General features: G+C 42.5%; 18 protein-coding genes, 1 other RNA gene and 2 pseudogenes. 2 read left to right on the plus strand and 19 right to left on the minus strand.

Annotation, left to right across the window (positions count from 1 at the left end):
* Positions 1-131: 131 nt before the first annotated feature.
* The 3 genes from BQ7400_RS03280 to BQ7400_RS03290 form a co-directional block, all read right to left on the minus strand.
* Positions 132-1,319 (minus strand): copper amine oxidase N-terminal domain-containing protein, encoded by a 1,188-nt coding sequence (locus tag BQ7400_RS03280; RefSeq protein ID WP_072469463.1) that lies wholly within the window; start codon positions 1,317-1,319, stop codon positions 132-134.
* Between the two features lie 248 nt (positions 1,320-1,567).
* A complete protein-coding gene (locus tag BQ7400_RS03285) occupies positions 1,568-2,224 on the minus strand; it encodes a DUF6198 family protein (protein WP_072469464.1) in 657 nt (218 codons plus the stop codon).
* Positions 2,225-2,636: 412 nt separating this feature from the next.
* Entirely contained in the window at positions 2,637-3,884 is a 1,248-nt protein-coding gene (locus BQ7400_RS03290) for a hypothetical protein (RefSeq protein ID WP_245759398.1), read from the minus strand.
* 128 nt (positions 3,885-4,012) lie between these two features.
* Here BQ7400_RS03290 and BQ7400_RS10990 point away from each other — a divergent pair.
* Positions 4,013-4,477, plus strand: a pseudogene (locus tag BQ7400_RS10990) (hypothetical protein); the annotation flags it as partial.
* Between the two features lie 20 nt (positions 4,478-4,497).
* A pseudogene (locus BQ7400_RS10995) lies at positions 4,498-5,199 on the plus strand (FtsX-like permease family protein); the annotation flags it as partial.
* 97 nt (positions 5,200-5,296) lie between these two features.
* On the opposite strand, the gene BQ7400_RS03310 reads toward BQ7400_RS10995, so the two are convergent.
* The 16 genes from BQ7400_RS03310 to BQ7400_RS03385 all read right to left on the minus strand — a co-directional run bounded on the left by BQ7400_RS03310 (position 5,297) and on the right by BQ7400_RS03385 (position 25,216).
* Positions 5,297-6,760 (minus strand): carbon starvation CstA family protein, encoded by a 1,464-nt coding sequence (locus BQ7400_RS03310; RefSeq protein WP_072469468.1) that lies wholly within the window; start codon positions 6,758-6,760, stop codon positions 5,297-5,299.
* 171 nt (positions 6,761-6,931) lie between these two features.
* A complete protein-coding gene (locus BQ7400_RS03315; protein WP_072469469.1) occupies positions 6,932-8,011 on the minus strand; it encodes a C40 family peptidase in 1,080 nt (359 codons plus the stop codon).
* A gap of 191 nt (positions 8,012-8,202) precedes the next feature.
* An RNA gene (rnpB, locus tag BQ7400_RS03320) (RNase P RNA component class A) lies at positions 8,203-8,534 on the minus strand.
* Between the two features lie 72 nt (positions 8,535-8,606).
* Positions 8,607-9,521, minus strand: coding sequence for a P-loop NTPase family protein (locus BQ7400_RS03325; RefSeq protein WP_072469470.1), 915 nt, complete (start codon positions 9,519-9,521; stop codon positions 8,607-8,609).
* A gap of 3 nt (positions 9,522-9,524) precedes the next feature.
* Positions 9,525-9,929 (minus strand): cobalamin-dependent protein, encoded by a 405-nt coding sequence (locus tag BQ7400_RS03330; protein WP_072469471.1) that lies wholly within the window; start codon positions 9,927-9,929, stop codon positions 9,525-9,527.
* Positions 9,930-9,989: 60 nt separating this feature from the next.
* Positions 9,990-11,492 (minus strand): succinyl-CoA:acetate CoA-transferase ScpC, encoded by a 1,503-nt coding sequence (gene scpC, locus BQ7400_RS03335; protein WP_245759400.1) that lies wholly within the window; start codon positions 11,490-11,492, stop codon positions 9,990-9,992.
* A 241-nt stretch (positions 11,493-11,733) separates the two neighbouring features.
* On the minus strand, positions 11,734-12,660 hold the full coding sequence (gene trxB / locus BQ7400_RS03340; protein WP_072469473.1) for a thioredoxin-disulfide reductase: 927 nt from the start codon (positions 12,658-12,660) through the stop codon (positions 11,734-11,736).
* A gap of 92 nt (positions 12,661-12,752) precedes the next feature.
* A complete protein-coding gene (locus BQ7400_RS03345; protein WP_083553258.1) occupies positions 12,753-13,745 on the minus strand; it encodes a PLP-dependent cysteine synthase family protein in 993 nt (330 codons plus the stop codon).
* Between the two features lie 167 nt (positions 13,746-13,912).
* Complete coding sequence (locus tag BQ7400_RS03350) at positions 13,913-16,228, minus strand: S-layer homology domain-containing protein (RefSeq protein ID WP_072469474.1); 2,316 nt, start codon at positions 16,226-16,228, stop codon at positions 13,913-13,915.
* A 220-nt stretch (positions 16,229-16,448) separates the two neighbouring features.
* On the minus strand, positions 16,449-16,616 hold the full coding sequence (locus BQ7400_RS10570) for a hypothetical protein (RefSeq protein ID WP_180371945.1): 168 nt from the start codon (positions 16,614-16,616) through the stop codon (positions 16,449-16,451).
* Positions 16,617-17,312: 696 nt separating this feature from the next.
* Positions 17,313-18,338, minus strand: coding sequence for a type 2 isopentenyl-diphosphate Delta-isomerase (gene fni, locus BQ7400_RS03355; protein WP_072469475.1), 1,026 nt, complete (start codon positions 18,336-18,338; stop codon positions 17,313-17,315).
* Between the two features lie 254 nt (positions 18,339-18,592).
* Complete coding sequence (locus tag BQ7400_RS03360) at positions 18,593-19,831, minus strand: FprA family A-type flavoprotein (protein WP_072469476.1); 1,239 nt, start codon at positions 19,829-19,831, stop codon at positions 18,593-18,595.
* Positions 19,832-19,845: 14 nt separating this feature from the next.
* Entirely contained in the window at positions 19,846-21,786 is a 1,941-nt protein-coding gene (locus tag BQ7400_RS03365) for an acyl-CoA dehydrogenase family protein (protein WP_072469477.1), read from the minus strand.
* Positions 21,787-22,281: 495 nt separating this feature from the next.
* Positions 22,282-22,929, minus strand: coding sequence for a LemA family protein (locus tag BQ7400_RS03375; RefSeq protein ID WP_083553260.1), 648 nt, complete (start codon positions 22,927-22,929; stop codon positions 22,282-22,284).
* 10 nt (positions 22,930-22,939) lie between these two features.
* Positions 22,940-23,881 carry a DUF3137 domain-containing protein gene (locus BQ7400_RS03380; RefSeq protein WP_072469479.1) on the minus strand — a complete coding sequence of 314 codons (942 nt, stop codon included), beginning with the start codon at positions 23,879-23,881 and terminating at the stop codon, positions 22,940-22,942.
* A gap of 204 nt (positions 23,882-24,085) precedes the next feature.
* Complete coding sequence (locus tag BQ7400_RS03385) at positions 24,086-25,216, minus strand: GNAT family N-acetyltransferase (protein ID WP_072469480.1); 1,131 nt, start codon at positions 25,214-25,216, stop codon at positions 24,086-24,088.

The raw sequence follows: 25,216 nt of genomic DNA on the forward strand, positions 1-25,216 counted from the left end.
TGGGAAAAGCCAATGAAAACCGTCCTCCACTATAGTGCCCATAAAAAACCTCCCTATTTATAAGAAGCGAGAGGTCTCTTTCAGGCTTTTTCCAAAAGAAAAGAGGGGGTTTCCCCCCTCCTTGTCTTCTCTTATTTTGCATTGGGATTGATGTAAATTTCTACTAATTCCACAACTTTTTCTCCATCAAATTGAACCCAAAATGGTGGTTTTAACTTCCGGCCAGCCATTTCCTTTTCAAAGGCCTCATAAGAAACTTCATGGGCAGCTTTAACCATGCCCTTTTCTTCCCGGAGGTAAAATTTACAGTCCTTGGCTAAGTCAAAGGAAACTTCTTCTTCCTTGTCATCATAGACATTGGGACCCAAGGCTGGAGGCCCTAGCATGAGGTCGGCCCGTCTTTTGACATTGTTAATAGAGATAAATTCCCCAGGATTCAGGTTAATTTTCCCAGCTTCCTTGTCCAAGGAGTTGATATAGGCTACGTATTTTTCCTCTTCTTTTAGATTATCCACAAATTGGACGGTAGCCAGGGCTTCTTGAAAGAGCTTTTCCTTTTCCTTGTAGGCTTTTTCCGTCTCTAGACTATAGGGCAAGTCTGAAGCATAATTGACTTCTGTGAAATATCCCTGGTCATACTTGAGGACCTCTGTCGGAACAATGCTAGAAAAACTGTAATTGTGGGTTCTTCCAATGGATGCAATCAACTCATTCCGGTCCTTGGTGAAAAATCCATAGGCGTTATTTTCAATATTAAAGCGAGTAGAGATGGCCTCATCAAAACCCTCTGGTAAGTACAGCCTTAAGCCAATTTCCGGATAGTCTCTCTTGGTCATCTTGGCCAGCTTTTCCTTGTCTAGAGCTGGAAAACTCTTTTCTCCAATAAGAACAGTCCTCATAGGGCCATTCCAGTCCACCTTTTCTCCATAGGCTTCTGCCACGGTCCGGGCAGGAATAAAGGTCCGATTTTTTACAGCCTTTGCAGGCACATCCATGGTGATTTCTTTCGTCGTCTTTCCTTCTTGGACCTTCAACCTTTTATCCCCTAGGGTGAAAAGTAGCTTTTTATCTCCCTTGGTCAGGTTGATTTGGTTTTTGTCCGCCTTCCAGTCTACTTGAAAACCCAGGGCTTCAGACAGGGCTCGAACAGGCACCAGGGTCCTGGAATTTTCTACAAAGGGCTCCACATCTGTAGGCGTCTGCTTGCCCTTGACAATTAAGTTAATGGGGTTATCTTGGCCATAGATGGGACTGCCCACCAGGATAAGACTGAGACTCACAAGGCTAAATCCTTGAAGGTAGCTTAAAAATTTTTTCATATGTTTCCTCCTTTTTTCCTCTTTCCACCTTCTTTATTTATAGTTTATACCCCCTTTTAGCCTCTTTATGCAGCTTTTCCTTTAACCTAGATATCCCATTGACCATCTTCTAAATTTAATCTAGGTCGTTTCTAATGATAACAAAGCTTTTAGCTTAATACTTTAGGCCCTTGATAAATTTCCTAATTCCCATCCTTAACATAGATTTCATCTAAAAAGAAAAATCCACCCTGGGGTGGATTTTTATCTTATGCACTTTTCCCCAGGCCTCCTTGGCTAACCTGCCAGGCCGGTACCTGCATTTTAAGCTCGAATTGTCCAATTAAATAGGACGATACCAGGGTGGTTAGAAAGGAAAAAACCAGGCGTCCGGGACTGATGTAGGTCAAGGACAGGGCCAAAACCACAAAGTCCGTCAGCAAGTAGGCCCGGGCAATGGGCCACTTGGTTTTTTTCGAAATTACCATGGCCAAGGCATCATCGCCTCCGGCACAACCCCCGGCAGTAATGGCAATCCCACAACCACAGCCGATAAAAATTCCACCGGCAATGGCGGCCAAAAGTGGCAGCTGGGACAGGTCCGGTAAGACCGGCCCCACTTGGTTAAAGATCCCATAAAAAATCGAGAACATCAGTGTCGCCACAGCCGACCTCTTTAAGAAGGGCCTGCCTAGGATGGAAAATCCCAAGGCATAGCATAGACCATCCAAGAGGATGGAGGTATAGGCCAGGTTAAGGCCAAAGACCTTCTTTAAAAAGAGGCCCAGACCCAGGACTCCCCCCTCGGTAATCTGAGAGGGCTCGTGGATGTTTATGACCCCAAAGGCCATAATGGCACATCCAAGAGAAATCTTCAACAAATCATCTTTCGTAATTTCTAAGCGTCTCAGTATCCCACTGAGCATAATTTCACTCCTAATCTTACGATTAGAAAAAGCAAAAAAGACTGCTGTCTTAGGCTTTCCTAATCGCGCAATCTTCGGATGGTGTTGATGCTTTTTTGTTTAGATGATTTTTTCTTGTAAAAACTCTGAGCCAACAGAAGCATTTTAAGGCCACGAAAAATCCCACATCAGGCACTTATAGGGCACGGTCACACTTCCTGCATCAGATAAAAACTACCAATTGAATCGGTAACCACCGTTAAATAACAGTTCTTACTGAATTATCTTACCATACTTTCTTCCCTTTTGCAAGATTTCCCTAGCCTATAAAAATGGCGACATATGCCGCCATTTTTTTGATATTCTATATTCTAAATAAAACTCTAAAGATTATTATTTATAAGCTAAAATATAATCTTTTAGAATAAATCAATTATTTATTTAATTTATAATAATTTACACAGCGGTTTTGCCAAGACCATACTATACATTCATCTCCTGACAAATGCACACTGACGTGAGTTTGTGGGACACTGACTTTACCAATTTTCTTTCCATGACCATCTATAAAATCTATATTTGTTCCCTTTTTATTGCTTATAACCACAGCTATTTTTTCGCCATCAGATACAACCTCATTTACATTTGAGTATAATTTCTTTGTTCCACTTCCATCGCCCTTAGCCATAAATAGATTTGGATTTTTACCATCCGTAAAATATCCTCCAGCATCTACAAAGAATACATTTCCATCGATTGGTAGAATATCATAGTAAGGATTATTCCCCTTGCTTAAAAGAGTCGTTATCTTTGAAGCTAAATCATATTTATAAAGCATCTTTTGAGGCTCAGCCATATCTTTGGTAGTAGGTATATCCTTTAAGAAGTAGATCTCATCTTTTCCCATAAACATAGAATGGATACCCTCAGCTAGACAAGCTTCAGCTTCTGTTTCAAGATCAAAAGCTATCAAATCATATGCATTAAAATTATCTTTTGTGCCTAAATCTTTTTTTAGATAGAGAGTGTCTCCTCTAAGGGCAGAATATTTATCAGCATAGCTAAATGCTTGACCTTTCCCCTTTAAAGATTCAAGGAAATATACGCCACTGTAAGATTCTGCCTTTGTTTGAGAATATTTTTTTCCATTCATCTCTCTAACAATATCTCCACTATATGCCCCTGTAGGAGTTATGATTATAGATTTTTTATCACTATCAAATTGAAAATTCCCATAGTTATATGTCAAAATATTTTTGCCCTTATTAGGTCCAGTTAGACCGTAGACAAAATCACTTCCCATAAAACCTCCACCTAGATGGTAGATCATGTATAGGTTCCCGTCACTTAATACTTTAAATGAAATGTCTTTTGCTGATAAATTATAAGAGTCATAGGAGTTTATCAAAGTAGTTTTGCCCGTTTTTAAATCCTTTTCATATACTTTGACATAGCAGTTTCCTCCATAAAGGTTGCCGTTACTGTCTTTTTCCTGGTTGGTTATCTTTACGTCTGTGTAGTATAGCTTGCCTTTATGTACTGCCATATCTGAAAGAAATGAACTTTTGTTAAGCTTTACCTTTTTTTCTAGCTTTGCAGAAAATGCGTAAGAGTCACTGCCCGCTCCCAAAACGATTAAAAACGCAAATATAAATAATAAAATCTTTTGCATCTTTTTCATATCTAAAACCTCCCCTTCAACTTATTCTTTCCTTAATTTTATCACATCACCCGGCAACAATATTTAAAGTTGTTTTTATTTAATCTAAACGTAATATTTATCTAGTTTTAAAAATATCTATTTTAAATATGAAAATTATTAATGATCTTGCCAGTGGAGCTGTTAAAAATAATAAAAAAGACGCACTAGCCATTAAAATTTCCATACTTTTAGCAGTAATTTTACTAGGAACTGTTATTTTTATTTTCTACTCAATGAACATTGAACAGTATGAATATGTAAAGAAAACTATTGGAGATTATCATGTAGATATAGCTGAAATTGACGAAAGTTTTTATGATAAATTAAAAAATGATACAGATATAGAAAAAGTTTCTTTGAATAAAATTATTAATACAGACTTCAATGCAGTTATATATGACCATGGAGATTCTGAAAGTCTTCTCGGCTATGAAATCAAAAATGGAAGAAAACCAGAAAATTCAAATGAACTTTTAGTACCAGAGAGATTTTTAATAAAAAATAAGGAGTACGATTTAGGTTCTAGGATTATTGAAAATAAAAAGACATATACTATCGTTGGTGTTTACGAAATGAAAAGGCAAAGGCTATGAAAATAAGAATTGACGAATCTATAGAAGAGATGCCTTATGAATTAGAGGCATATAAGTCAAATGAAATAGCTATTTACACAAGTGAAAGTAGTCTAAGAAATTTTATAGATGAGTACGGAATTGATGAAGCTGATCCTGTATATTATTATTTTGTAAAAATCAAAGCCGATAAAAATAAAGAAAAAGTATTTGAAGATGCCGAAAAAGTGATTTCGACCTATTTTCCAAAATCAGATCATGGTACTTCTACAGAAATTATAAGAGCTGCTATGAATAAAGAACAGACAAGAAATGAAAAACTTTTAAATCTTGGCATACAAATTATTCTTATAACCATCGCTCTTTCTAATGCCTATAATAGTTTTAAAGGCAACCTTAAAGCGAGAGCAAATGATTTTAAACTTCTATAAACTACTGGAATGACAGAAAAACAGGTTGAAAAGATGGTATTTTCTGAAGTAAAAATATTATTTAAAAATATTTTCTTAGCATATATCTTTATGTTTTCTATAGGCATTGTGTTAAGAGCCTATAGTAGCAAATATGAATTAGGCTTTGGAATAAAAGAGCTGCTAATAAATATTAATTATACTCCTATATTAATAGTATTTGTATTTATAATTGCAGGTGTCTTACTTGCAATAAAAAGTGGTCTTAAAACAAAAAATGAGAACTCAGATAATACTTTCAAGAGTATATAAGAAAAAGGCTGTGAGCATTAAACTCATAGCCTTTTCTCTTGCCATTTAAATCAGTTTTTCTAAAGTCCCTAATTCAATGAGCCTTGGGGCCCTTTTCTTAATCTAAAATCATGTCTTTTCTCTTTTTGGCTGAATATGCTACAAACCAGGCAAAAAGAAGGGCAAAGACCAGGCCTACCAGGTAGGACCCAGTATAGCCTTCCAGGCCCAAGCGGCCATCAAAGTTCAGGCCCAATTTGGGGTCGTGGAAGATATAGCTGGAAACGATAAAGGTGTAAAACATCCCTGGTAGGAGGGAGATGAAATAGTTCTTTCCATTGCCCTTGAGGTAGGTAGACACCATCAAGAGGGCAAAGACTGCAACCAATTGGTTGGCAAAGCCAAAATACCGCCAAAGGGTGGCAAAGCCTTCACTATTGCTTTTTGCATAGTAGAGAATGGCCGCAGCAGGAATGAAAATCACAATGGATAAGAAAACCCGCTTAATCTTCTTTTGTTGGTCAATCTTAAACTGCTCTGCAATCATCAGGCGTAGGGACCGAAAAGCCGTATCCCCGCTGGTAATGGGCAGAACAATAACCCCGATAATGGCAATGAGCCCCCCGATTTTACCCATAAATTCCTTGGATATGAGGCCCACCATCAAGGTGGCAGAAGTGTCCACTGCTGCAGACCGGTTAAAGAGAACCATGGCACCAGCTGCCCAAACCATGGCAATAAAGCCTTCGGCCAACATCATGTTGTAGAAGGTTTGACGACCCTCCCTTTCATCCATGACTGTTCTGGAAATCAAGGTTGCTTGAGATCCATGGAATCCGGACATAATCCCGCAAGCTACAGTGATGAAAAAGACTGGGATAAAGGATTGGCCTGTGGGATGGACTGAGATCAGTCCGCCTTCTGTAATGGGGTGGAGACTGGCTCCCCCATCCATTAAGACCCCCACCAAAACTCCCAGGGCGGACACAATTAAAAAGCCGCCGAAAATCGGATAAATACGTCCGATAATGGTATCAATGGGAAAGAGGGTGGCCAGGATATAATAGAGTAAAATACAAGCATAGACAATCCAAATCACATTCCCATGGATGTCCAGGCCCAGGACGTCATTGACAATCAAGTCCCCCGGAGTATAGATAAAGACAACCCCGGTTAAGAGCATCAAGATCCAAATAATAATATTGTAGACCTTGTTGGTTCCATTTCCCAAATAGCGGGTTACCAGCTTGGGTACCTGGGCCCCGTCATTACGCATGGAAATCATCCCCACAAAATAATCGTGGAGAGAGCCTGCCAAGACGCAACCAATAGGAATGGTTAAAAAGGCAATGGGTCCAAACAAGATTCCTTGAATGGGGCCTAAGATAGGGCCGGTCCCGGCAATATTCAATAGTTCAATCAGTTGGTTTCTCCATTTTTTCATACCAACATAATCCACCCCGTCTGCAAGTTTTACAGCGGGAGTTTCTCGGTCATCTGGCCCAAAGACCCGTTCACAATACTTCCCGTAAACAAAGCCTCCTAGCAGTAAAATACCGAGTCCAATTAAAAATAAGACCATGGATATTCCTCCTTATCAATAAATATAATGCCTAATCCTAGTATAGCAGGTTGTTTTATACAAAATCAATCAAGTTTTCAAAAATCCGGACTTTCTTTTTCCAATTTTGGCCCTTTTTAGACACAAAAAATTCCCGACCTAGAAGACTAGATCGGGAATAAAAGAATCGAATTATAAAACTCTGGTTGCGTTAACAAAGTTTTGTGTATAGTATTTTTCAGTTAACTTGTTTTTAACAACCTTGCCTTGGCCGCTGGCTGCATGGATGAATTCATCATTGCCAATGTAGACACCAACGTGGCTGACATTGCCTGTACCTGTTGTGGCAAAGAAGATTAGGTCTCCTGCTTGGAGTTGGTCCTTAGAAACTTGCTTGCCATATTGGGATTGGGCACTGGATGTTCTTGGAACATTGATGTTTAGCTCATTTTTGTAAATGGCATAAACTAAACCGGAACAATCATATCCGGCGGATCCTGTATCCCCGTAAACATAGGTGGAACCCAACTTGTTTTCCAAGGAAGCAAGAACTCTGGAAGATTTTGACCCGTCTGCAGGGGCAACTTCTTCCTTAACCTCTGGTAAAACTGCTTTGGCTACTGTCTTGACTGGTGTAGGACTTGCTGGTGCAATGTCTTTTCCGTCAATTTGAACATCTGCCAGGGGAAGATAAAAGGCATCCCCGGTGTTGTTGATAAGAACGAAGTTTCCCTTTTCAAAAGAAATAATGGAAATTTCTTGGTTCTTTTTCACTACTAGGGTCTTGTTGTTGTTCTTTAAGGTCTTGTCTACCTTAGAAGTCCCCTTGGTTATGTAGTTACTTGTTCCCGCTGCCTCCAAGGCATCCTTGGATACCAGACCGGTTAATCCATCTTTTGTCTTGACGACATAGCCGTCATTGCGGTCTTGGGCCAGGCTCACTTGTTCTCCTAAAAATAGGTTTCTAAGAACCTTGCCATTGGATTTAATGGGTGTATTTTTCTTAGTAATGAAGGTTTTTTCACTGCCTTCTGTTTTGATCAGTTTGTTTTTTGGAATGGAAACTTGTGCATCTCCCTTTTTCACAGTAAAGATGCCTTCTTTTTCTCCAATGATATTGACTTCTTCTTCTGCTGCAAAGCTTAAAGTCTTACCACTATTTAAAGTTGTAGTGTGGTCGCTAAGTAAGATACCAGTATCCTTTAGGCCTACTAGTGCTACAGCGCATAGAGCTGCCAGCCCTAGGGTCTTTTTCAACTGCGGTTTTTTCACAATTAAACTCCTTTAATATCTCTATAAAAAACTTAAAACCTTTTGGTCAACTTTCATATATAAAAGTATAACAAAAAGGTTTCAAAATTACAACAAAAAGTTACAAAAAAGTAACGACTTTTCCAACTTTTTTTGTTTTTCCTAAGAAATATCAAAGAAATTTTGACTTTCTTACAAAATATGGACTTGTATGTATGAGCAAGTCTATAAGCCGTGTTCTGTTTTATCAATCATCTATCTAGGATATTTGTTGCCAAATACCTCCAGCGACCTACCTCTTGGAGGTGACGAGCAGCCACCTTTTGATCCTTTTTGGTCTTGCTCCGGATGGGGTTTACAGAGCCAACTTGTCTCCAAGTTGCTGGTAAGCTCTTACCTTACCTTTCCACCCTTACCACATTGTGGCGGTATATTTCTGTTGCACTAGCCTTAGAGTCGCCTCCACCGGACGTTATCCGGCATCCTTGCTCTATGGAGCACGGACTTTCCTCATGTTTACACATGCGATTGAATGACTTACTCAGGTAAAAATTATAGCATAAATTATCCTAAGAAGCTAGAAAAAAATCCAAGCCTGGCCGTCTTGGTCCAAAAGTCATTTAAAATATTTTTTTAAAAGCCCTTCTCCCAGACTTAAGGGGTCCTCCCCCTCCTCCAGGGCCTTTTCAATGGCCCCTTGTTCCTGGCAGATGACCCTGGCTAGGTCTTCTTTTAAATAGCGAGCCATATGGCCTTGGACCTCCAAGACTTCTTGTTTTAACTTTTGTCTCGGTCTTTTTCCCCTATCTACCAGGTGGTCTTGGTACTTGTCCAGGGCCTCTTTCAAAGCCCCAGGGCCCTGGTCCTTAAAATTTAAAACCAGGGGCCTGTCCTCCCGGTCTTCCTGGAGGTCCAACATCATTTCAATATCCAGCCTGGTTTTTTCTCCTTGGTCTCCATCCCCTTGGTTGACAAAAAAGAGTTGGGCCTGCTCCATACTTCCTGCATTCAGCATGTCCATATCCTGACCCAGACATGGTGCAACCACATCCACCAGGCAGTCCACCAAGGAAGCCAAGTCTGTGTCCAGGGGACCTCCCAGGCCATTTACTAGAATCAAGTCACAGCCATAGGCATCTAAAATCTCCACCATGCCAGCCAGGGCATAGGAAATTCCTCCCTGGTGGCCCCGGGAGGCTACTGACCGGACAAAGACCCGGTTATCCTGGGCAAATTGAGAAAAATAGCCCCGGTTGCCCAGAAAGGCTCCCCCAGTCCTGGGACTGGATGGCCCCATTAAGACAAGGCCAATTTTTTTGTCCTCCTTGAGGTATTCTTCCAATAGGTCTGCCAAAAGTTTTGACTTAGACTGACCTGCTGGGCCGGTAAAGCCCACCCGGTAGGCCTCCTTTCCATGAGGACGGATGGCCCTTAAAAGGTCCAGGTAACCATCTCTTTGGTTTTCTACAAGGGATAAACATCTTGCACAGGCTTTTTCATTACCTGCCATTAATTTTTCTACAAGATCCATGGCCTACTCCTTGTCTATTTTTATGTGTTGGTCTACAAAAAGGATCACATCATTGAGGTCTGTCCCGGGAGGAAAGGCCTGGGCCAGGCCCTGTTCTTTCAAGGCCGGAAGGTCTTTTTCGTCAATAATTCCTCCGGCAAAGACCAAGAGGTCTTCAAATAGGTCCTTTTCCTTTAATAAGGATAGAATTTCGCTTAAAAGTTTTTTAGAGTCTCCGGATAGGATGCTGATTCCCAAGGCATCTACATCCTCTTGGAGAACTGCCGCCACAATCTGGGCAGGACTTTGCTTCAGTCCGGTATAAATTACTTCCATTCCTGCCTCCCTAAAGCGATAAGACAGGATTCGTGCCCCTCGGTCATGTTCATCCATGCCGGGTTTGGCTACCAGTATACGAATGGGAACCATAATCTCTCCTTAGTTTTTAATGGATTCTCCTTTTGGACCAGACTTGCCTATCCAGCCCTTCTATTGGTCTATTTTCATGGTGCCGGTTTCCTTTAACCGGTCATACCAGGAAAAAGCTTCCGACAAAATATGGGGTGTATGTTGCCCCGGACTTTCCTTGATGGCCCGGTTTAGATAGTCTTCCAATTGGGCCTTGTAGTCTGGATGGGCACAATTTTCAATAATCTTTCTGGCCCTTTCCACTGGGTCCAAGCCCCGGAGGTCTGCATAGCCTTGTTCCGTTACCACTACCATGACATCGTGTTCGGTATGGTCTACATGGGGGACACAGGGAACTATTGCAGAAATCAGGCCCTTTTTGGCTGTGGATTGGGTCGTAAAAATGGACAGGTAGCCACCCCGGGTAAAGTCCCCGGATCCTCCCAGGCCGTTCATCATATTGGTCCCAGAAACATGGGAGGAGTTGACATTGCCATAGATGTCAAATTCCAAGGCAGTGTTGATGGCAATAACCCCCAAACGTCGGATTAAGCCAGGATTGTTGGATATTTCAACAGGTCTTAAGATGACCTTGTCCTTGATCTTGGGCAGTTCCTCTCCCAGTCTTGCATTCATTTCAGGACTCAGGGTGAAGCTGGTGCCGGAAGCATAGTCCACCTTTCCAGCAATTAAGAGGTCAATAATTCCATCTTGTAGGACTTCAGAATACACCGTCAAGTGTTCAAAGTCTGAATCGCTAATGCCCTTTAGGACTGCATTGGCTACATTGCCCACTCCAGATTGGAGGGGCAGGAGGTTTTTAGGTAACCTCCTTGCCTTGACTTCTTCCTTTAAAAAGCGAATGATGTTTTTGGAAATATCAATACTGACCTGGTCGGGTTCCACAATGGGAGCCGGAGAGTCAGGAATATCACATTCTACAATCCCTACAATCTTGTCCGGATCACATTCAATATAGGGCTTGCCAATTCTCTCTTCCGGCCGAGTCAAGTCAATGGGCTTGCGGTAGGGTGGAAGGGGCAACTCGGTAATGTCGTGCATACCTTCCAATTCCAGGGGTTGGCTGGTGTTGATTTCCACCAGGACCTGGTCTGCCATTTCCACGCAGATGTTGGTTTGACCAACAGAGGTGGAGGGAATCAAGTGGCCCTCTTCCGTAATGGCCACCACTTCCACAATGGCCAGGTCAATATGGCCTAAAAAGCCCGCCTTTAATTGTTGGGGCACATGGGACAGGTGCATGTCCTGGTATTTGACCTTGCCGTCATTAATGGCCTTGCGGAGGGTCCGGTCTGTTTGATAGGGGAAACGACGGGCAACCACTCCTGCATTTGTCATTTTTTCGTCAATTTCAGGCCCAACAGAAGCCCCTGTAATGACGGTTAGGTTTAACTTCTCCCCGGCTTCACCTCTTCGGGCCAATTCCAAGGGAATGGCCTTGGGATAACCAGCAGGTGTAAAGCCACTTGTGGCAATGGTCATGTCTTTTTTTACAAAAGCTGCCGCTTCCTTTGCCGTCATTAACTTATCTTTTAACTTTTCACAGCGTAGTCTTTTTTCCATCATTTTAATCTACCCCCTATATGTACAAGCTAATAAAACAGCCTCTACGGATTTAAAGCCTGTTCCCGGTCTTATTTTTAACCCAAAAATACGGCAATGACTTGGAACCTCCCCTATAAAAGGTTCAGTCACTACCGTATTTGATTGGGCCATTCTAAGACCTGCTAGTCTTGTCTTCTCTCAATTTAATACTATCATAAAGGAAAAACATTTTCAATAGACTGGACCCCTTCCATCAGGACTACAAGTTGTCGATATATTTTTCCGCCACCATGGCTGCTGTGGCTCCTTCCCCTACTGCTGTCACCACTTGCTTAAAGCCCTCATAGCGGATGTCTCCCGCTGCATAGACTCCAGGAATTTGGGTTTGCATCTTGTCGTCTGTTGGGATATAGCCATTGGCCAGGTCCAGCTGGCCTGCTAAAAAGTCCGTCAAGGGGGTATAGCCTACATAGATAAAGACCCCTACTCCCTTGTAGTCTGTAGAGGACCGGAAGCTCTTGACTTCCTTGGTCTTGACATTTTCAATCAAGACTTCTTGGGCTGTTCCCTCTCCCTTAATTTCCTTGAGGACACTGTCCCATAGGACTTCGACCTTGTCATTGTTAAAGATCTTTTCCTGCAAGGACTTGGCCGCCCTTAATTGGTCCCTACGGTGGACCAGGTAGACCTTGTGGGCAAACTTGGTTAAGAAGTTGGCTTCTTCCACTGCCGCATCCCCACCACCAATGACAAAGACATCGGCCCCTTCATAAAAGGCCCCGTCACAGGTGGCACAATAGCTGACTCCCCGGCTGGCAAATTCTTCCTCTCCAGGTACATTCAACTTTCTGGGATTGGCCCCAGTGGTGATAATGACACAAGCAGCCTGGTATTCCCCTTGGTCCGTTTTAACCTTCTTGGGTTGGGACTTTAAGTCCACAGACTCCACTGTTTCATGCTTGATTTCAGCGCCAAAAGACTTGGCTTGGTCCTCCATCCGCATGGCCAATTGCATGCCAGTATGGCCGTCAGGAATCCCCGGATAGTTTTCCACATCCAGGGTCTTGTTCATTTGCCCCCCGGCCATTTCCTTTTCTATAATTAAGGTCTTCATTCGAGCGCGAGCCCCGTAGAGGCCTGCACTGAGTCCTGCAGGGCCTCCACCAATTATAATTAAATCATACATATTTTCACCTCATATTTATTAGTTTATTTTATCTATACCCCACTTTTCTATTTTTATCTCTTTTCTTACCATAATCCCCCAAGGGATCTTCCTTAAATTGCTTGAATATCCAGAATTTCTATATCCTTGGAAATAAAGTCTTCTTCAACGGAGATGTCTTTCATCAAGTCAGTAGACAGGTATTTTTTGTTGTCATCTGAAAAGATTGTAGCCACGACCTTGTCCTGGCCCAGGATTTCTGCCGCCAAAATGGCCCCCAAGAAGTTGGCTCCAGATGAAATTCCAACACCCAGGCCCCTTCTAGCCAGCTTTTGTGCCATGAGGATGGCATCGTCAGAATAGACAGAGACGATGTCATCCAGGTCCTTTCCCTTTACCAGGTCTGGAATAAATTCGTCGCTGATGCCGGCAATCTTATGGGACCCCACCTTGTAGCCGGTGGAAAGAGTGGGAGATTCCTTGGGTTCCAGAGGAAAGGCCTTGGCCCCCTTATTGACTTCCTTAATGGCCTTAGCCACTCCTGTAATGACACCGCCAGTGCCAACCCCGGCTACAAAGCCGTCACAAACCAGGCCATTTCTTTCAAGGTCTGCCACCAGCTCCTTGCCCAGAGACTCATACTGGCCTTGGGTATTTAATGGGTTGGAAAATTGATGGGGCAAAAAGACATGGTCGTGGTCTTTTTGGTAGTTGTCTGCCAGGTCAATGGACCCTAAAAAGCCCCCTTCTTCCTTGGAGACATTGATGATCTTCGCCCCAAAAGAGGAGATCAACTTCTTTCTTTCCTGGCTCATCCAGTCCGGCATAAAGATAATTACCGGATTTCCCGTATAGGCCCCCAGGGCACAAAAGGCAATTCCCGTATTGCCGGAAGTTGCTTCAACAATGGTGTCCCCTTCCTTGATTAGACCTTGTTCGTAGGATTTTTTCAAAATGTACCAGGCCATCCGGTCCTTGACAGAACCCGAAAGGTTGTAGTATTCCAACTTGGCATAGAGGGTCCCTTCCCGTCCTTGGTAGGAATAGTCAATCTTTGCCAGGGGGGTCTTGCCTATTAAGCCATCTATTTTTTCTAAATTTTTCATTTTTATTTTCATCTCCTTTATTGCTATTATACAATATCTTAGGTCTCTTAAATACTCCAAATATCCAATCTCCCCCTGAATTTTGTCCTTTTCTAAAAAAACCATGCCAGAGTCTAAAGGGACCCCAGCATGGTTAATTAAGTGCCTGTTCTCTTATCTATTGAATTTTAGAAGCGGGTATAATGGGCTGTCCGTCCATTGTTATATTGGGTATTTAGCTGGCCAGCTCTGAGAACTGGGCCTATATTTGCCCCCTTAATATTTTTATCTCCGGAGATAACCCGACAATTTGTCCTCCTAAGTTCTAATTCCCTGGTGGCTTGGTTGAAGCGAACAGGACTGTATTCTAGAACATAGGATTCTCTAAGGGCAGGAACCTCTACCCTTTTTATAATCTTATAACGGCCATTTCCCATCTTTGTAATAAAGAGGGTGGATTCTGTCTCATAGGCAATTTTGTTCTTGCTATAGCTGTCTCGCCCAATCCAGGAACCTACAAGGTCATCTTCTAAGTCCGGAAGAGTATCATAGTTACCGTACTTGTTAGGAACAAGTTTTATCCTATTTTGATCTTGACGGATTTGCACCATCCTATCTTTTCCATTAAAGGTCTGTGCATTTTCTTGGAACTTGTCCAGGCCGGTAATCTTACTGCCTGTAATTTGGTCCCCCCTCAGGGTAAAGCCAAAATCTTCTTTAGTCAAGGCTACCCTGCGACCGTTCTTACCAGAAACTTCCATACCCTGCCATTTAAAGTTTTTATTGGCTTGGTCCTTGGATACATTCAAGACATAATTTCCCTTTTGTCCTTCCAGGTTAATGGACCTTGGGGTAATCATCCCCTTGGTGAAGCCATCCGTATCAAAACCAATACTGTAGTCCTTACCTGCAATGGTTAGGTTTAAGGCTCCTTGACCTTCGATGATATAGGCATCCCTTTTGGGTACATAGTAGGTATAGGTCTTGGAATCAATTCCTGCCTCTCCCTTATCGGGACTCAGAACCCAGCGTTCGCTGCCGGATTTTAGAACCACTGTCTTGTCCCCATAAACCAGGACCCGCACTTGGCTTTCTTCAGCAGGCACCTGCCCCACTCCTTCCATAACTTTTTTCGTAGCTAGGGCATAGGACCTGGAAATATTAATGGTCCTAGCTCCGCTAGCGGCATTGGATGCCGATACAGCCCTCATGCTTCCTTGCTTTAGGTCCATAACTACTTCCTTGTTGTCCAACCCCGGATAATTGGGATCATAAACCTTGAGGATTAATTTCCCCGGCTCTTCCCGGTAGTCATAAATAGTATTGGCATGTCCCAGGGTTCGGCCATCTTGCTGCCAAAAATAAGCCAGTTGGAGTGTTGTGTTTTCCGCCTTAGCTTGGTTGATCATTTGCTTTAGACTGCTCCCATAGGCCCCCAGGTCATTGGTATTTTTCTTAATCCAGGGATAGTTCCAGCTGGATCCATAGTCATTCTTTTTGTTCCGGACACTGGATGCATGTTGGGACAATTGAAAAATATTAATGATGGATTGGGCCTTGTAGTTTCCTTGAGGCTCAATTTCTTGAATTTTCCCCTTACTGGGTGTGTTTAAGTTGTTAACTTGCAGGCGGCCTTCCTTGTAAAGACCCGCTGTGGCAGCCATTCCATAGCAAGATCCGCCCCAGCCCTTCCTCATTTGTTGGCGGATAATTCCAACATCACTGGTGGAGAAATATTTACCATACTGGTTCAAAAGGTCTCCGTTTACCTGGTAACCCTTGGTAAAGTTGGGAGTGGAATTGCTGAAAGACCAATACCAGGCTCCCTGAGGACCCGGACTGGGCTTTGGATCCGGTCCCGGCACCCCGTCAGGATATAAGAATTGGGCAATTATGGTTACCACTTCCGCCCTGGTTAGGGTCTTCTTGGGCATAAACTCTTTCTTTTCATTACCATGGATAATCTTCTTTTCTATGGCAGCCCCTACCAGGCCCTTGTAATTTTCACTAATTTCTCGGTAGTCTACCATGGTTTGAGCAGCTTGTGGCTTTTCCTCCAGGTCTTGATTTTTAGCAAAAATCCAAGTAGCCTCTTCCCGAAGAATAGATTCTGTAGGATTTAAAACTTCCTTCTCCTTGCCGGGATCAATATAGCCTGCTTGAACCCCCAACTGCACTTCCTTATAAAACCAATCTGTAGGCTTCACATCGGAATAACCAAGGCTTCCCATGGCCATAGGGGCCTCTTCGCTAATCTTATTGGTATTTTTTTTAATAAATTGGTTGGTCAGTCGATAGTATTCCGCCCTAGTAATAGGGGCATTGGGTCTAAAAGTTCCATCAGGATAGCCCTTCATGTAGCCTTCTTTTTCAGCCCATAAGATATTCTTTTGGGCCCAGTGGCCTTGAATATCCTTAAAGCCTGCTGCATGACTTACTTCCGGTAGACCGGTTAAAAGTAAAATCAAGCTTAAAAAAAGGGTGATCTGTTTGCGTTTTCTCATAATCGCTCCTTTCCTAACTCTATCTTTTAATCTTCTTGCTCTCATTATATGAGATATATGAACTAAGGTCAAGTTATATAGATACTTTACGGCTTCTTTTCCCCCTTTATTTAACTTTTAGCTTTTCTAGGCAAACAAGCTTGTGCTTTTTAGCAAGCGTTTTATTTTTTCCCAGTATTTTCTTTTACAAGTCAAATGTTCAAGCCGGGAAATCCAGCCCCTAAGACCTGGTCAATCCTTCCAGCTTCTTGGACCCAATAAAAAAAGAGCCTCCTTGGAGGCCCCTTTTCAGGTCGGTCTTATTTGCGAACCATTGGCTTGCCACAGCAAGTGAAATCACAGCAGCTAGCTTGGTTGTCTTGACATGGTTCGTCATGATCGCAATCACATTCGTTGATTACTTCAATTTCAAAACTACAGTCTTGACATTTGTAAATTTCGCCTTTTTTCATACTTCCACAAGATAACATTTTAAATCCTCCTTAGATAAATCAATCAATTCTCATATGAGCTATTGCTCATCTTTCATCTATTATTATACCCATACCCCTATTGTTCGTCAAGAGCTTTTGTAAAAATTTTTTCGTCATTTTTCATCATCCGGCCTTGCTCTTGCTCAAGATTTTAGGATCCAGAGGCCTCCTAAAAGGCCCCCTTTTCATTCATCTTATTTGCGAACCATTGGCTTGCCGCAGCAAGTGAAGTCACAGCAGCTAGCTTGGTTGTCTTGACATGGTTCGTCATGATCGCAATCACATTCGTTGATTACTTTGATTTCAAAACTACAGTCTTGACATTTGTAAATTTCACCTTTTTTCATGCTTCCACAAGATAACATTTTTGCATCCTCCTTAGATAAATTAATCAATATTCATATGAGCCATTGCTCATCTTTCATTTACTATTATACCCATACCCCTATAATGTGTCAAGGCTTTTTGTAAACTTTTTTTATTTATTTTTTCTTTTTTAAAGGTCTATTTTCCAAGCTTTTCTCCTGTCTTACAAAAAAATGGCAAAAAAATTTTTAAATAAAAAATAAAGGTGGCTAGGCCACCCTTATCTTTTTCTCATCTTATTCAATTTATTGTCGACCCTCATAGAGGTCTTTTAAGTCTCCCTTGATGCTAAAGGACAGGTCATGGATGTCTTGGATTTTTTTACAATTGGTCAGCATCATGAGAATTTTCATTTTATGCATTAGTTGACTCAAGAATTCAGCGGCGTAATCATAGCCTCCATGGATCAAGTAGTTCAAAAGTTCTCCGGACATGGCACAGATATCTGCCCCCAGGGCCAGGGCCTTAAGGCAGTCTTCAGCCCCCCGGATCCCTCCGGACCCCACCAGGGTCAGGTCGTCTTTTTTCATCTCTCTAGCCCAAAGCAGGCAAAGGGCCGTGGGGTTCCCCCAGTTAAAGAGTTCCGAAAAGTCTTCTTCGGGATATCTTAGGTTTTCCACTTCAAAAAAGTTGGTTCCACCAAAGCCTGCCAGGTCTATGGTCCGGACCCCCAGGTCGTAGAGGTCTTGGATGACCTTGGGGCTCATGCCAAAGCCCACTTCCTTGACAATGACGGGAAGGTCCAAGCCTTGGACGATGTCCCGGATATTTTTTCTTATGGACCTAAAGTCCCGGTCTCCCTCTTCCATAATCAATTCTTGGCCGGGATTTAAATGGATTTGCAGGGCATCGGCCCCAATCATATCTACAGCTTTTTTTGCTTCTTCCAAGCCCAAGAGGCCGTTGATGTTGGCAAAGACCAGGCCTTGGGACCCAATAATTTCCCGAACTACGGCAAAGCTTTCAATGGCATCGTCGTCTTCAATGGCAATGGTTTGAGATCCCACAGCCATGGGAATCTTAAAGTCCTTGGCCAGCTGGGCCAGGTTCCTATTGATGGTTTCAGCAAAGTCTGTGCCCCCGGTAATGGCATTAATCATCAAGGGGAAGGCTATGTCCTTGCCCATAAAGGTCATTCCCGTATCAATGTCGTCATAAGCAAAGTCGGGCATGGAATAGTGTTCTATAAAAACATCTTTAAATAAAGGATCCCCTTGGTATGTTGCCCTTAAATAATTTTCTATATGTTCTTGTTTTCGATACTTCCTCATTCCGATTCCCTTTCCTTTCACTCTAACTTATCATAGCACAAGAAAAACTTTCCAACAAGCCGGGCTAAAGCTTTCCAGTAGATAGAGTTTTCATCGTAATCCCTTTTATTTTATATGATAGCCGGCCTTATGAAAAGGGTCTAGGGAAAATTAAATCCTTCTTTTTTCATCTTTTTATTGTTTTTTTAGGCAAGGCCTTTCAGCCACAAAAAAACCGACCCACCCCAGGGGGCAGGCCGGTTCTTATCTTTTTCTTATTCTGCAGATTTTTCCTTGATTTCTCTTATTTTTTTCATGGATTCAATAATGGAATCTGCCAGGGCATTCATGTCATTTTCGTTTGCTTCATTTAAGGAAGTGTTTAAGGTTACACGTTCATTTAAAATGTCAAACATTCTGAGGTTTTCATCCATATATTCTTCCATCTTGTCCCCAACTGTACATGCCCAAGATCCATTTTCGATAAGGGCAACAGTCCTGTTTTGAACATTCAGGGCTTCAAGGTCAACTAGGAAGTTTTTCATCTTTGGATAGATTCCCAGGTTGTAGGTTACAGAAGCCAGGACCAGGTGAGAAAGTCTGAAGGTTTCAGAAATTAATTGAGAAACATCTGTATTGGATACATCATAGACTACCACATTGGTCATGCCCCGTTCGCAAAGAGCGGAAGCAAGAGCTTGGGCTGCATATTCTGTATTTCCATACATGGAGGCATAGGCAATCATAACCCCTTCTTCTTCGGGTTCGTAGGTTGCCCAGTGGATATACTTGTCAATGAACCAAGCAATGTCTGTTCTCCAAACAGGTCCGTGGAGAGGGCAGATCATCTTGATGTCCACAGTGGATGCTTTTTTAAGAACATCTTCAACAAAGGGACCATACTTACCAACGATGTTGGTGTAGTATCTACGAGCATCATCCAGCCAGTCTCTTTCGAAGTTGACTTCGTCGTTAAAGAGTTTTCCGTCCAAGGCTCCGAAACTACCAAAGGCATCTGCAGAGAAGAGGGTGCCTGTAGTGGTGTCAAAGCTTAGGATAACTTCCGGCCAGTGAACCATAGGAGCTTCTAGGAACAAAAATTCGTGTTTACCGAAGGAAATGGTGTCGCCTTCTTTCACGATAATGCTTTGTTCGTCTTTTACATGGTAGCCAATTTGCCGCATGATTTGGAAGCCTTGTTCGCTGGAAATAATTTTTACATTGGGGTAACGTAAAACAATTTCGTCAATGGCTCCGGCATGGTCTGGTTCCATATGGTGGATGACCATGTAGTCCAATTCACGACCAGCTAGAACTTCTTCAACATTGCGAAGGTATTCTTTGGCAATGGACCAGTCTACAGAGTCGAATAGGACGGTTTTTTTATCTAACAAGAGATAGGAGTTGTAGGTAACCCCTCTTGGAATTGGAAAGATATTTTCAAAAAGTGCCAGACGGTGGTCATTGCCGCCAACATAATATAGGTCATCTTGTACCTTGCGTACGCAATACATGCATTTCCTCCTTTTTACTTACGATCAGCTGGGAATTCTTCTTCAATAAAGTTTTGTTTTTCTTCTTGACAGTTTGGACAGGTCCATTCGTCAGGTAACTTTTCAAAGCTTGTTCCCGGATCGATTTCAGCTTCCGCATCTCCTTCGTCGGGTTTGTATTCATAACCACAACCTGGGCATACCATAACTTTGTGGTTGGGAGCTAGTTTTCTCGGTTTAGACCGACGGACCTTTTTCATTGGAGGTGCCGGCTTTTTTTCGCCAGTACCCAGGGCCTTGGCCAATAGGGGCATGATTTCAAACATGTCTCCAACAATTCCGTAGTCACAGTTTTTGAAGATGGGGGCATTGGCGTTTTTATTGATGGCAACAATGGTAGAGGCATTTTTAATTCCCTTTAAGTGTTGGCTTGCTCCACTGATACCGCAGGCAATATATAGGTTGCCGTTGAATTTTTGACCACTCATACCCACATAGCGGTCTAGGGGCATTAACTTCAAGGTTTCTGCAACAGGTCTAGACCCACCCAGGGCAGCTCCTGCAGCCTTGGCTAATTCTTCTCCATAGTGAAGATTTTCTTTTCCACCAATTCCCTTACCTACAGAAACAACTCTTTCAGCATCATAAACTGGAGTGTCCATTGGAATACCTACACTGAAGTCATAACCGTCTTTTTTCAGGTTAGCAACCAGGGTGTCTACCGCTTCTTGCGGATTGTCTGCTTGGATAATTTCTCTTTTACGTTCCCCGGTAATGGGACCGTCTTTTTTAGCAACAGCCTTGGCTCCACCTGCATGGGAGGGCTTGCCGAGACGACCAACAATGTTGGATGCAATAACAACATTCATGATTTCGTTGGTTCCTTCATAAATCGTTGTAATCTTGGCATCTCTGTAGAAGCGTTCAACTTCCATACCCTTCAAGTAGCCGTTACCACCATGGATTTGGAGAGCATCGTTGACGATTTCAAGAGCCTTATCTGAAGCATATTTCTTGGCCATAGCTGCTTCCATACCGAAGTTTTCATGGTTTTGTTTCATTTCAGCGGCACTGTAAATTAAGAAACGAGCAGCCCGTAATTTTGTAGCCATTTCAGCAAGTTTAAAGGAGTTGATTTGTTGGGCAGCAATGGGCTTGCCAAATTGGATTCTTTCTTTGGCATATTTTAAGGCAGCTTCATAAGCACCTTGGGCAATACCCAGGGCTTGAGAGGCAATCCCAATCCGACCACCATCAAGAGTTTGCATAGCAATCCGGAAACCTTGGCCTTCTTTACCAAGTAGGTTTTCCTTTGGAACCTTAACATTGTTGAAAATCAATTCAGCTGTAGAGGATGACCGGATACCCAACTTGTCATAGTGGTCTCCGAAGGTGAATCCTTCCCAGCCCTTTTCAACGATAAAGGCGGAAATACCATGAGTTCCAATACCTGGGTGAGTTACAGCAAAGACAACATAGGTGTCTGCATAGGGAGCATTGGTAATAAAGATCTTACCACCATTTAAGATATAGTGGTCGCCTTCCAAGACGGCTGTGGTTTGAGTTCCACCGGCGTCACTACCAGCTTCAGGTTCTGTTAAACCGAAAGCACCGATTTTTTCCCCTTTAGCTAGAGGTACTAGATATTTTTTCTTTTGTTCTTCTGTACCAAAGGCTTCAATTGGATAGGAACCTAAAGAAACGTGGGCAGATAAGATAACTCCTACACCACCGTCAACTCTTGACAGTTCTTCTACGGCAATGGCGTAAGAAATTACATCTTCTCCTAGTCCACCATATTCCTTGGGATAGGGAATCCCCATGATGTGTAGTTCCGATGCCATTTTCTTGACAATTTCTTCTGGGAATTCGTTATTTTGATCGAGTTGAAAAGCAATAGGTTTTACTTCAGCTTCTGCGAATTCACGCACTTTTTTTCTAAACTCTTCGTGCTTTTCAGTGGTTTTAAATAACATGTTTGCCTCCTTTTCTTGAATCATACCCTAAATAAATTTATACTATACTGTGAGACTATACTATCACAATAGTATTTTTAAGTCAAAGGTTTTCTTACAGAATACTTCTTGGAATTTATGATAAAATTCCAGTCCCCCTTTGATGACTTTCAGTCTGTAAAACCTCTCCCGGTTGTCCTGATTCAAATCTTTCAACTTACAATATTTCGGGAATTTTTATAATGAACCCGTTATCATTTATGTACCCCTATTCCCTAAAAACAAACAAAAAAATCATAAGTTCCCCGCCTATTTGCCAAGAATTTTTCCAAATACTGCTCCAATAAAAAAACCGGCACGGTTTTATCCCTGCCGGTCCTAAATCATATGATTGATCTTGCTTCCTAGCTTCCCTCTTTTTCCTGAATTGAGCATATTCTTCTCCGTGAGCACACATTCTTATTCTTCCCCTTAAGGGTTGCCTCAAAATAACTTGCCTGCCCACCAGGAAGGCCCCTAGGCCTTCACTTCATAATCAAAGTCCTCAAGACTTTTCTTTTGGTCAATCTTGTCCTCCTTGAGAAAGTCTATTTCCCTTAATCCGCTTATTCCTGCAATGATGGAGGTTGGAAAGCTAACCACTTCTTGGTTAAAAATACTTATATTACTATTGACAATCCTTTTGGCCGCAGCCAACTGCTCATTTTCATCGTCTATTTCCTTTTGTAAATGTAAAAACTCCTCGGAAGACCTCAGGTCGGGATAGGCCTCGGCCAGGGCGTAAATCTTTCCTATAGCCTGGTCTTGATCCTGGATGGCTTGGTTGAATTCCCCAATGCTGGACCCCTGTCTCAGCTTGACCAAGTCGGAAAATGTGGCCTTTTCATAATTGGCAAATGATTTCGCAAGTTTTAACATTTGTGAAATGGTATCGTACCTTTTTGCTAGGGCTATGTCTACATTTTTCTTAGACTCAGTAATGATGATGCGGTATCTTTTCAATTTATTGACCTTCTTGATAAAAAATACCCCTACAAGAATAACCAAGACCACCGGCAAAAAATTCAAACTAATATATTTATCCAAAGCAATTCCCTCCATTACAGCAAAAATTCCTCCTATCCAAATGAATAAAACAAGGGAATAAATCCAGGACCTATTCATCTTAAACCTCCTATAATTTTTCCCTAATCGTATGAATCAAGTCATAAAAATCAGCCAACTTATCTCGGACTTTTCCGTATTCCCCCACAAGAGACAGGACTTCCGCCTCCCTTTTGCTAGACGGCGGCAAAAACAAGTTACTGTTGGAATCATAGGCCAGGGCAATAAAATTTTCATCCATATACAGGGCCAGCTTCATCTTCTTGCTCCAGTCATTGAAAATTTCAATCAGGCTTGGGTCCAAGATTAATTTTGTATAAAAATCATCTGTAGAAAAGATGGCATAGGATCCATTAAAGTCAATGGACTCGGTTTTAATTTCCCCTTCCTCCGCCTCCCTGGATCCATAAGGCTGGTAGTTTTCCCCCTTCTTTATGAGGGGGACAACGCGGATGTGCCCCTTTAGCTTGCTTTGCCATTTAACCATCATAACCTGGCCGGCAAAATCCCTGTTGGCTATCTGGTCTCCCTTGCTGTTGATTGTATAGTGGTAGGCCTGCATGTTGCAAAACTCCGTTTTAAATTGGTCTGCAAAAATGATATGGCAATTGGAGTCGTATTCTTCAGACTTAGGAAGGAGCTTTTGAAATAGGTCCCCATCAATCCCTTCAAAATAGCCTAGACTTGTTCCCGGAAAGATTGCCTGCAAGATAGGCAGCAAGACCTTGTCTGCATAGGGCCCATTTATGTCCACCCTACTTTCTTCTGCGGTATTCTTGCTGTAGACATAATAGCCAATGAGGATGATTAAAAAAATATAGGAACCGGTCCTTAACATGATAAGGGCTAGGCCGGCCATGATAATCCATCTCTGGCTGAGGCCACTGGACCTCTTCTCCAATTCTTTTTTTATGGTATTTAATCCTTCTTGAAAGTCCCTAGACCCTTCAATTTCTGCAATTTTTTTCAGGGTTTGGGGGTCTGTAAACTTGTTTTTATATCCCTTTTCCATAGCGTCCTCTTTTATACTGTATCGGTTTTCCAATTCCTTTTCCTTGTCCTAGCTATATTTTTATATTACGACTATTGATATTGAATTTCAATAACCTCTTAACACTTTCTCCCCTTCCCCTCCATGGGCTTTTGACCATAAAAAAGGAGCGAGATCAAATCTCACCCCAAGTTTTATTTCCCGGAACAGAAAGTTCCATGATTCCTATTTAATCTTCTTTTTAAAGACCCGGTAGACAATATTTTTTCTTGCTCCAAATTTTTCTATGTCGTTCATCATGGGTTGGTTGTAGTCCCAAATTGTGGATCCTTCCAACTTTTCATAGCCCAATTTTACCGCATTTTTAAAGACCTTGTAGTAGATGGCTGCCGAAACCCCCTTTTGGTGGTAGTCGGGAACCACAAAGAGCACAAACATCCGGACCCTTTTGATCTTATTCCGCTTGAAGAAGAATTTTAAGAGTTGGACTGGTCCCAACTTGCCCTTAAAGTCAATTAAAAGTTCATTGTAGTCCGGCAGGGACAGGGCAAAGCCAATGGGTCGGCCCTCATCTGTCCGAGCAATGGCAATGAGGTCTTCCACAGCAAAAAATTTCAGCTGGTTAAAGATATTGTCGATTTCTTCCTTGGTAATGGGCTTAAAATCTTCCCATTCTTCAGGCAGGCCTTCTTGTAAAATTTGGTAGATGTCGTCTTTTTCCCTTTGGAGCTGGCCCTTAATATCCACGGTGTCTACATGGAAATTATAGCGCTTTTCCACCAGGGGCAGGGTTTTTTCCAGCCTGTCCACCTTGGCCTGGAGGTCACTTTTTTCAGCCGTATAGGCAAAGACGTCATGGTGCTTTTCCATGCCATAGGCCTCCATTTGCCCGGGATAATAGGGCAGGTTGTAGGTATTCATAATAGAGGGAACTTCTTGGAAATTATCAATAATAAAGCCCCGGTGGTCGTCTCCTCCAGGTAGGGTGTTGGGGCCCCGCATGACTTCAATGTCGTGTTGGGCGAAAAAATCCACACAGGCATCCAAGAGGGCCTGGGCCACCTCTTGCCGGTCTACAGCTTCATACTCACTAAAGTAACCCACCTTGACCCCCTTGTAGTCGTTTAATTCTTGGTCAATATAGGCTAGGACCCGTCCCAGGACTTTCCCATCCTCATAGGCCAAGAAAAGCTTGTGGGGGGTTAGGCCCAAATCATTGTTTTGCCCCTGGAGGTACTTTAAGTAATCCGACCGAATGGGCTGGACCCAGTAGGGGTTGTCCTTGTAGAGGTCCCTGGCCAGGTCTGCAAAGGCTTCATAGTCTTTTTGACTTGCTACTTCCTTGATTTTTATCAT

Origin of the sequence: Urinicoccus massiliensis, from assembly GCF_900120405.1 — a bacterium.
GTDB lineage: Bacteria > Bacillota > Clostridia > Tissierellales > Peptoniphilaceae > Urinicoccus > Urinicoccus massiliensis.

Excerpts from the sequence above, each read along its gene's own strand:
- BQ7400_RS03365 (WP_072469477.1), bottom strand. The coding sequence starts at position 21,786 with ATGTTATTTAAAACCACTGAAAAGCACGAAGAGTTTAGAAAAAAAGTG.
- BQ7400_RS03360 (WP_072469476.1), bottom strand. The coding sequence starts at position 19,831 with ATGTATTGCGTACGCAAGGTACAAGATGACCTATATTATGTTGGCGGC.
- fni (WP_072469475.1), bottom strand. The coding sequence starts at position 18,338 with ATGAGGAAGTATCGAAAACAAGAACATATAGAAAATTATTTAAGGGCA.
- BQ7400_RS03330 (WP_072469471.1), bottom strand. The coding sequence starts at position 9,929 with ATGGTTCCCATTCGTATACTGGTAGCCAAACCCGGCATGGATGAACAT.
- BQ7400_RS03285 (WP_072469464.1), bottom strand. The coding sequence starts at position 2,224 with ATGCTCAGTGGGATACTGAGACGCTTAGAAATTACGAAAGATGATTTG.
- scpC (WP_245759400.1), bottom strand. The coding sequence starts at position 11,492 with ATGGAAAAAAGACTACGCTGTGAAAAGTTAAAAGATAAGTTAATGACG.
- BQ7400_RS03290 (WP_245759398.1), bottom strand. The coding sequence starts at position 3,884 with ATGAAAAAGATGCAAAAGATTTTATTATTTATATTTGCGTTTTTAATC.
- BQ7400_RS03310 (WP_072469468.1), bottom strand. The coding sequence starts at position 6,760 with ATGGTCTTATTTTTAATTGGACTCGGTATTTTACTGCTAGGAGGCTTT.
- trxB (WP_072469473.1), bottom strand. The coding sequence starts at position 12,660 with ATGTATGATTTAATTATAATTGGTGGAGGCCCTGCAGGACTCAGTGCA.
- BQ7400_RS03345 (WP_083553258.1), bottom strand. The coding sequence starts at position 13,745 with ATGAAAAATTTAGAAAAAATAGATGGCTTAATAGGCAAGACCCCCCTG.
- BQ7400_RS03385 (WP_072469480.1), bottom strand. The coding sequence starts at position 25,216 with ATGATAAAAATCAAGGAAGTAGCAAGTCAAAAAGACTATGAAGCCTTT.
- BQ7400_RS03350 (WP_072469474.1), bottom strand. The coding sequence starts at position 16,228 with ATGAGAAAACGCAAACAGATCACCCTTTTTTTAAGCTTGATTTTACTT.
- BQ7400_RS03375 (WP_083553260.1), bottom strand. The coding sequence starts at position 22,929 with ATGAATAGGTCCTGGATTTATTCCCTTGTTTTATTCATTTGGATAGGA.
- BQ7400_RS03380 (WP_072469479.1), bottom strand. The coding sequence starts at position 23,881 with ATGGAAAAGGGATATAAAAACAAGTTTACAGACCCCCAAACCCTGAAA.
- BQ7400_RS03280 (WP_072469463.1), bottom strand. The coding sequence starts at position 1,319 with ATGAAAAAATTTTTAAGCTACCTTCAAGGATTTAGCCTTGTGAGTCTC.
- BQ7400_RS03325 (WP_072469470.1), bottom strand. The coding sequence starts at position 9,521 with ATGGATCTTGTAGAAAAATTAATGGCAGGTAATGAAAAAGCCTGTGCA.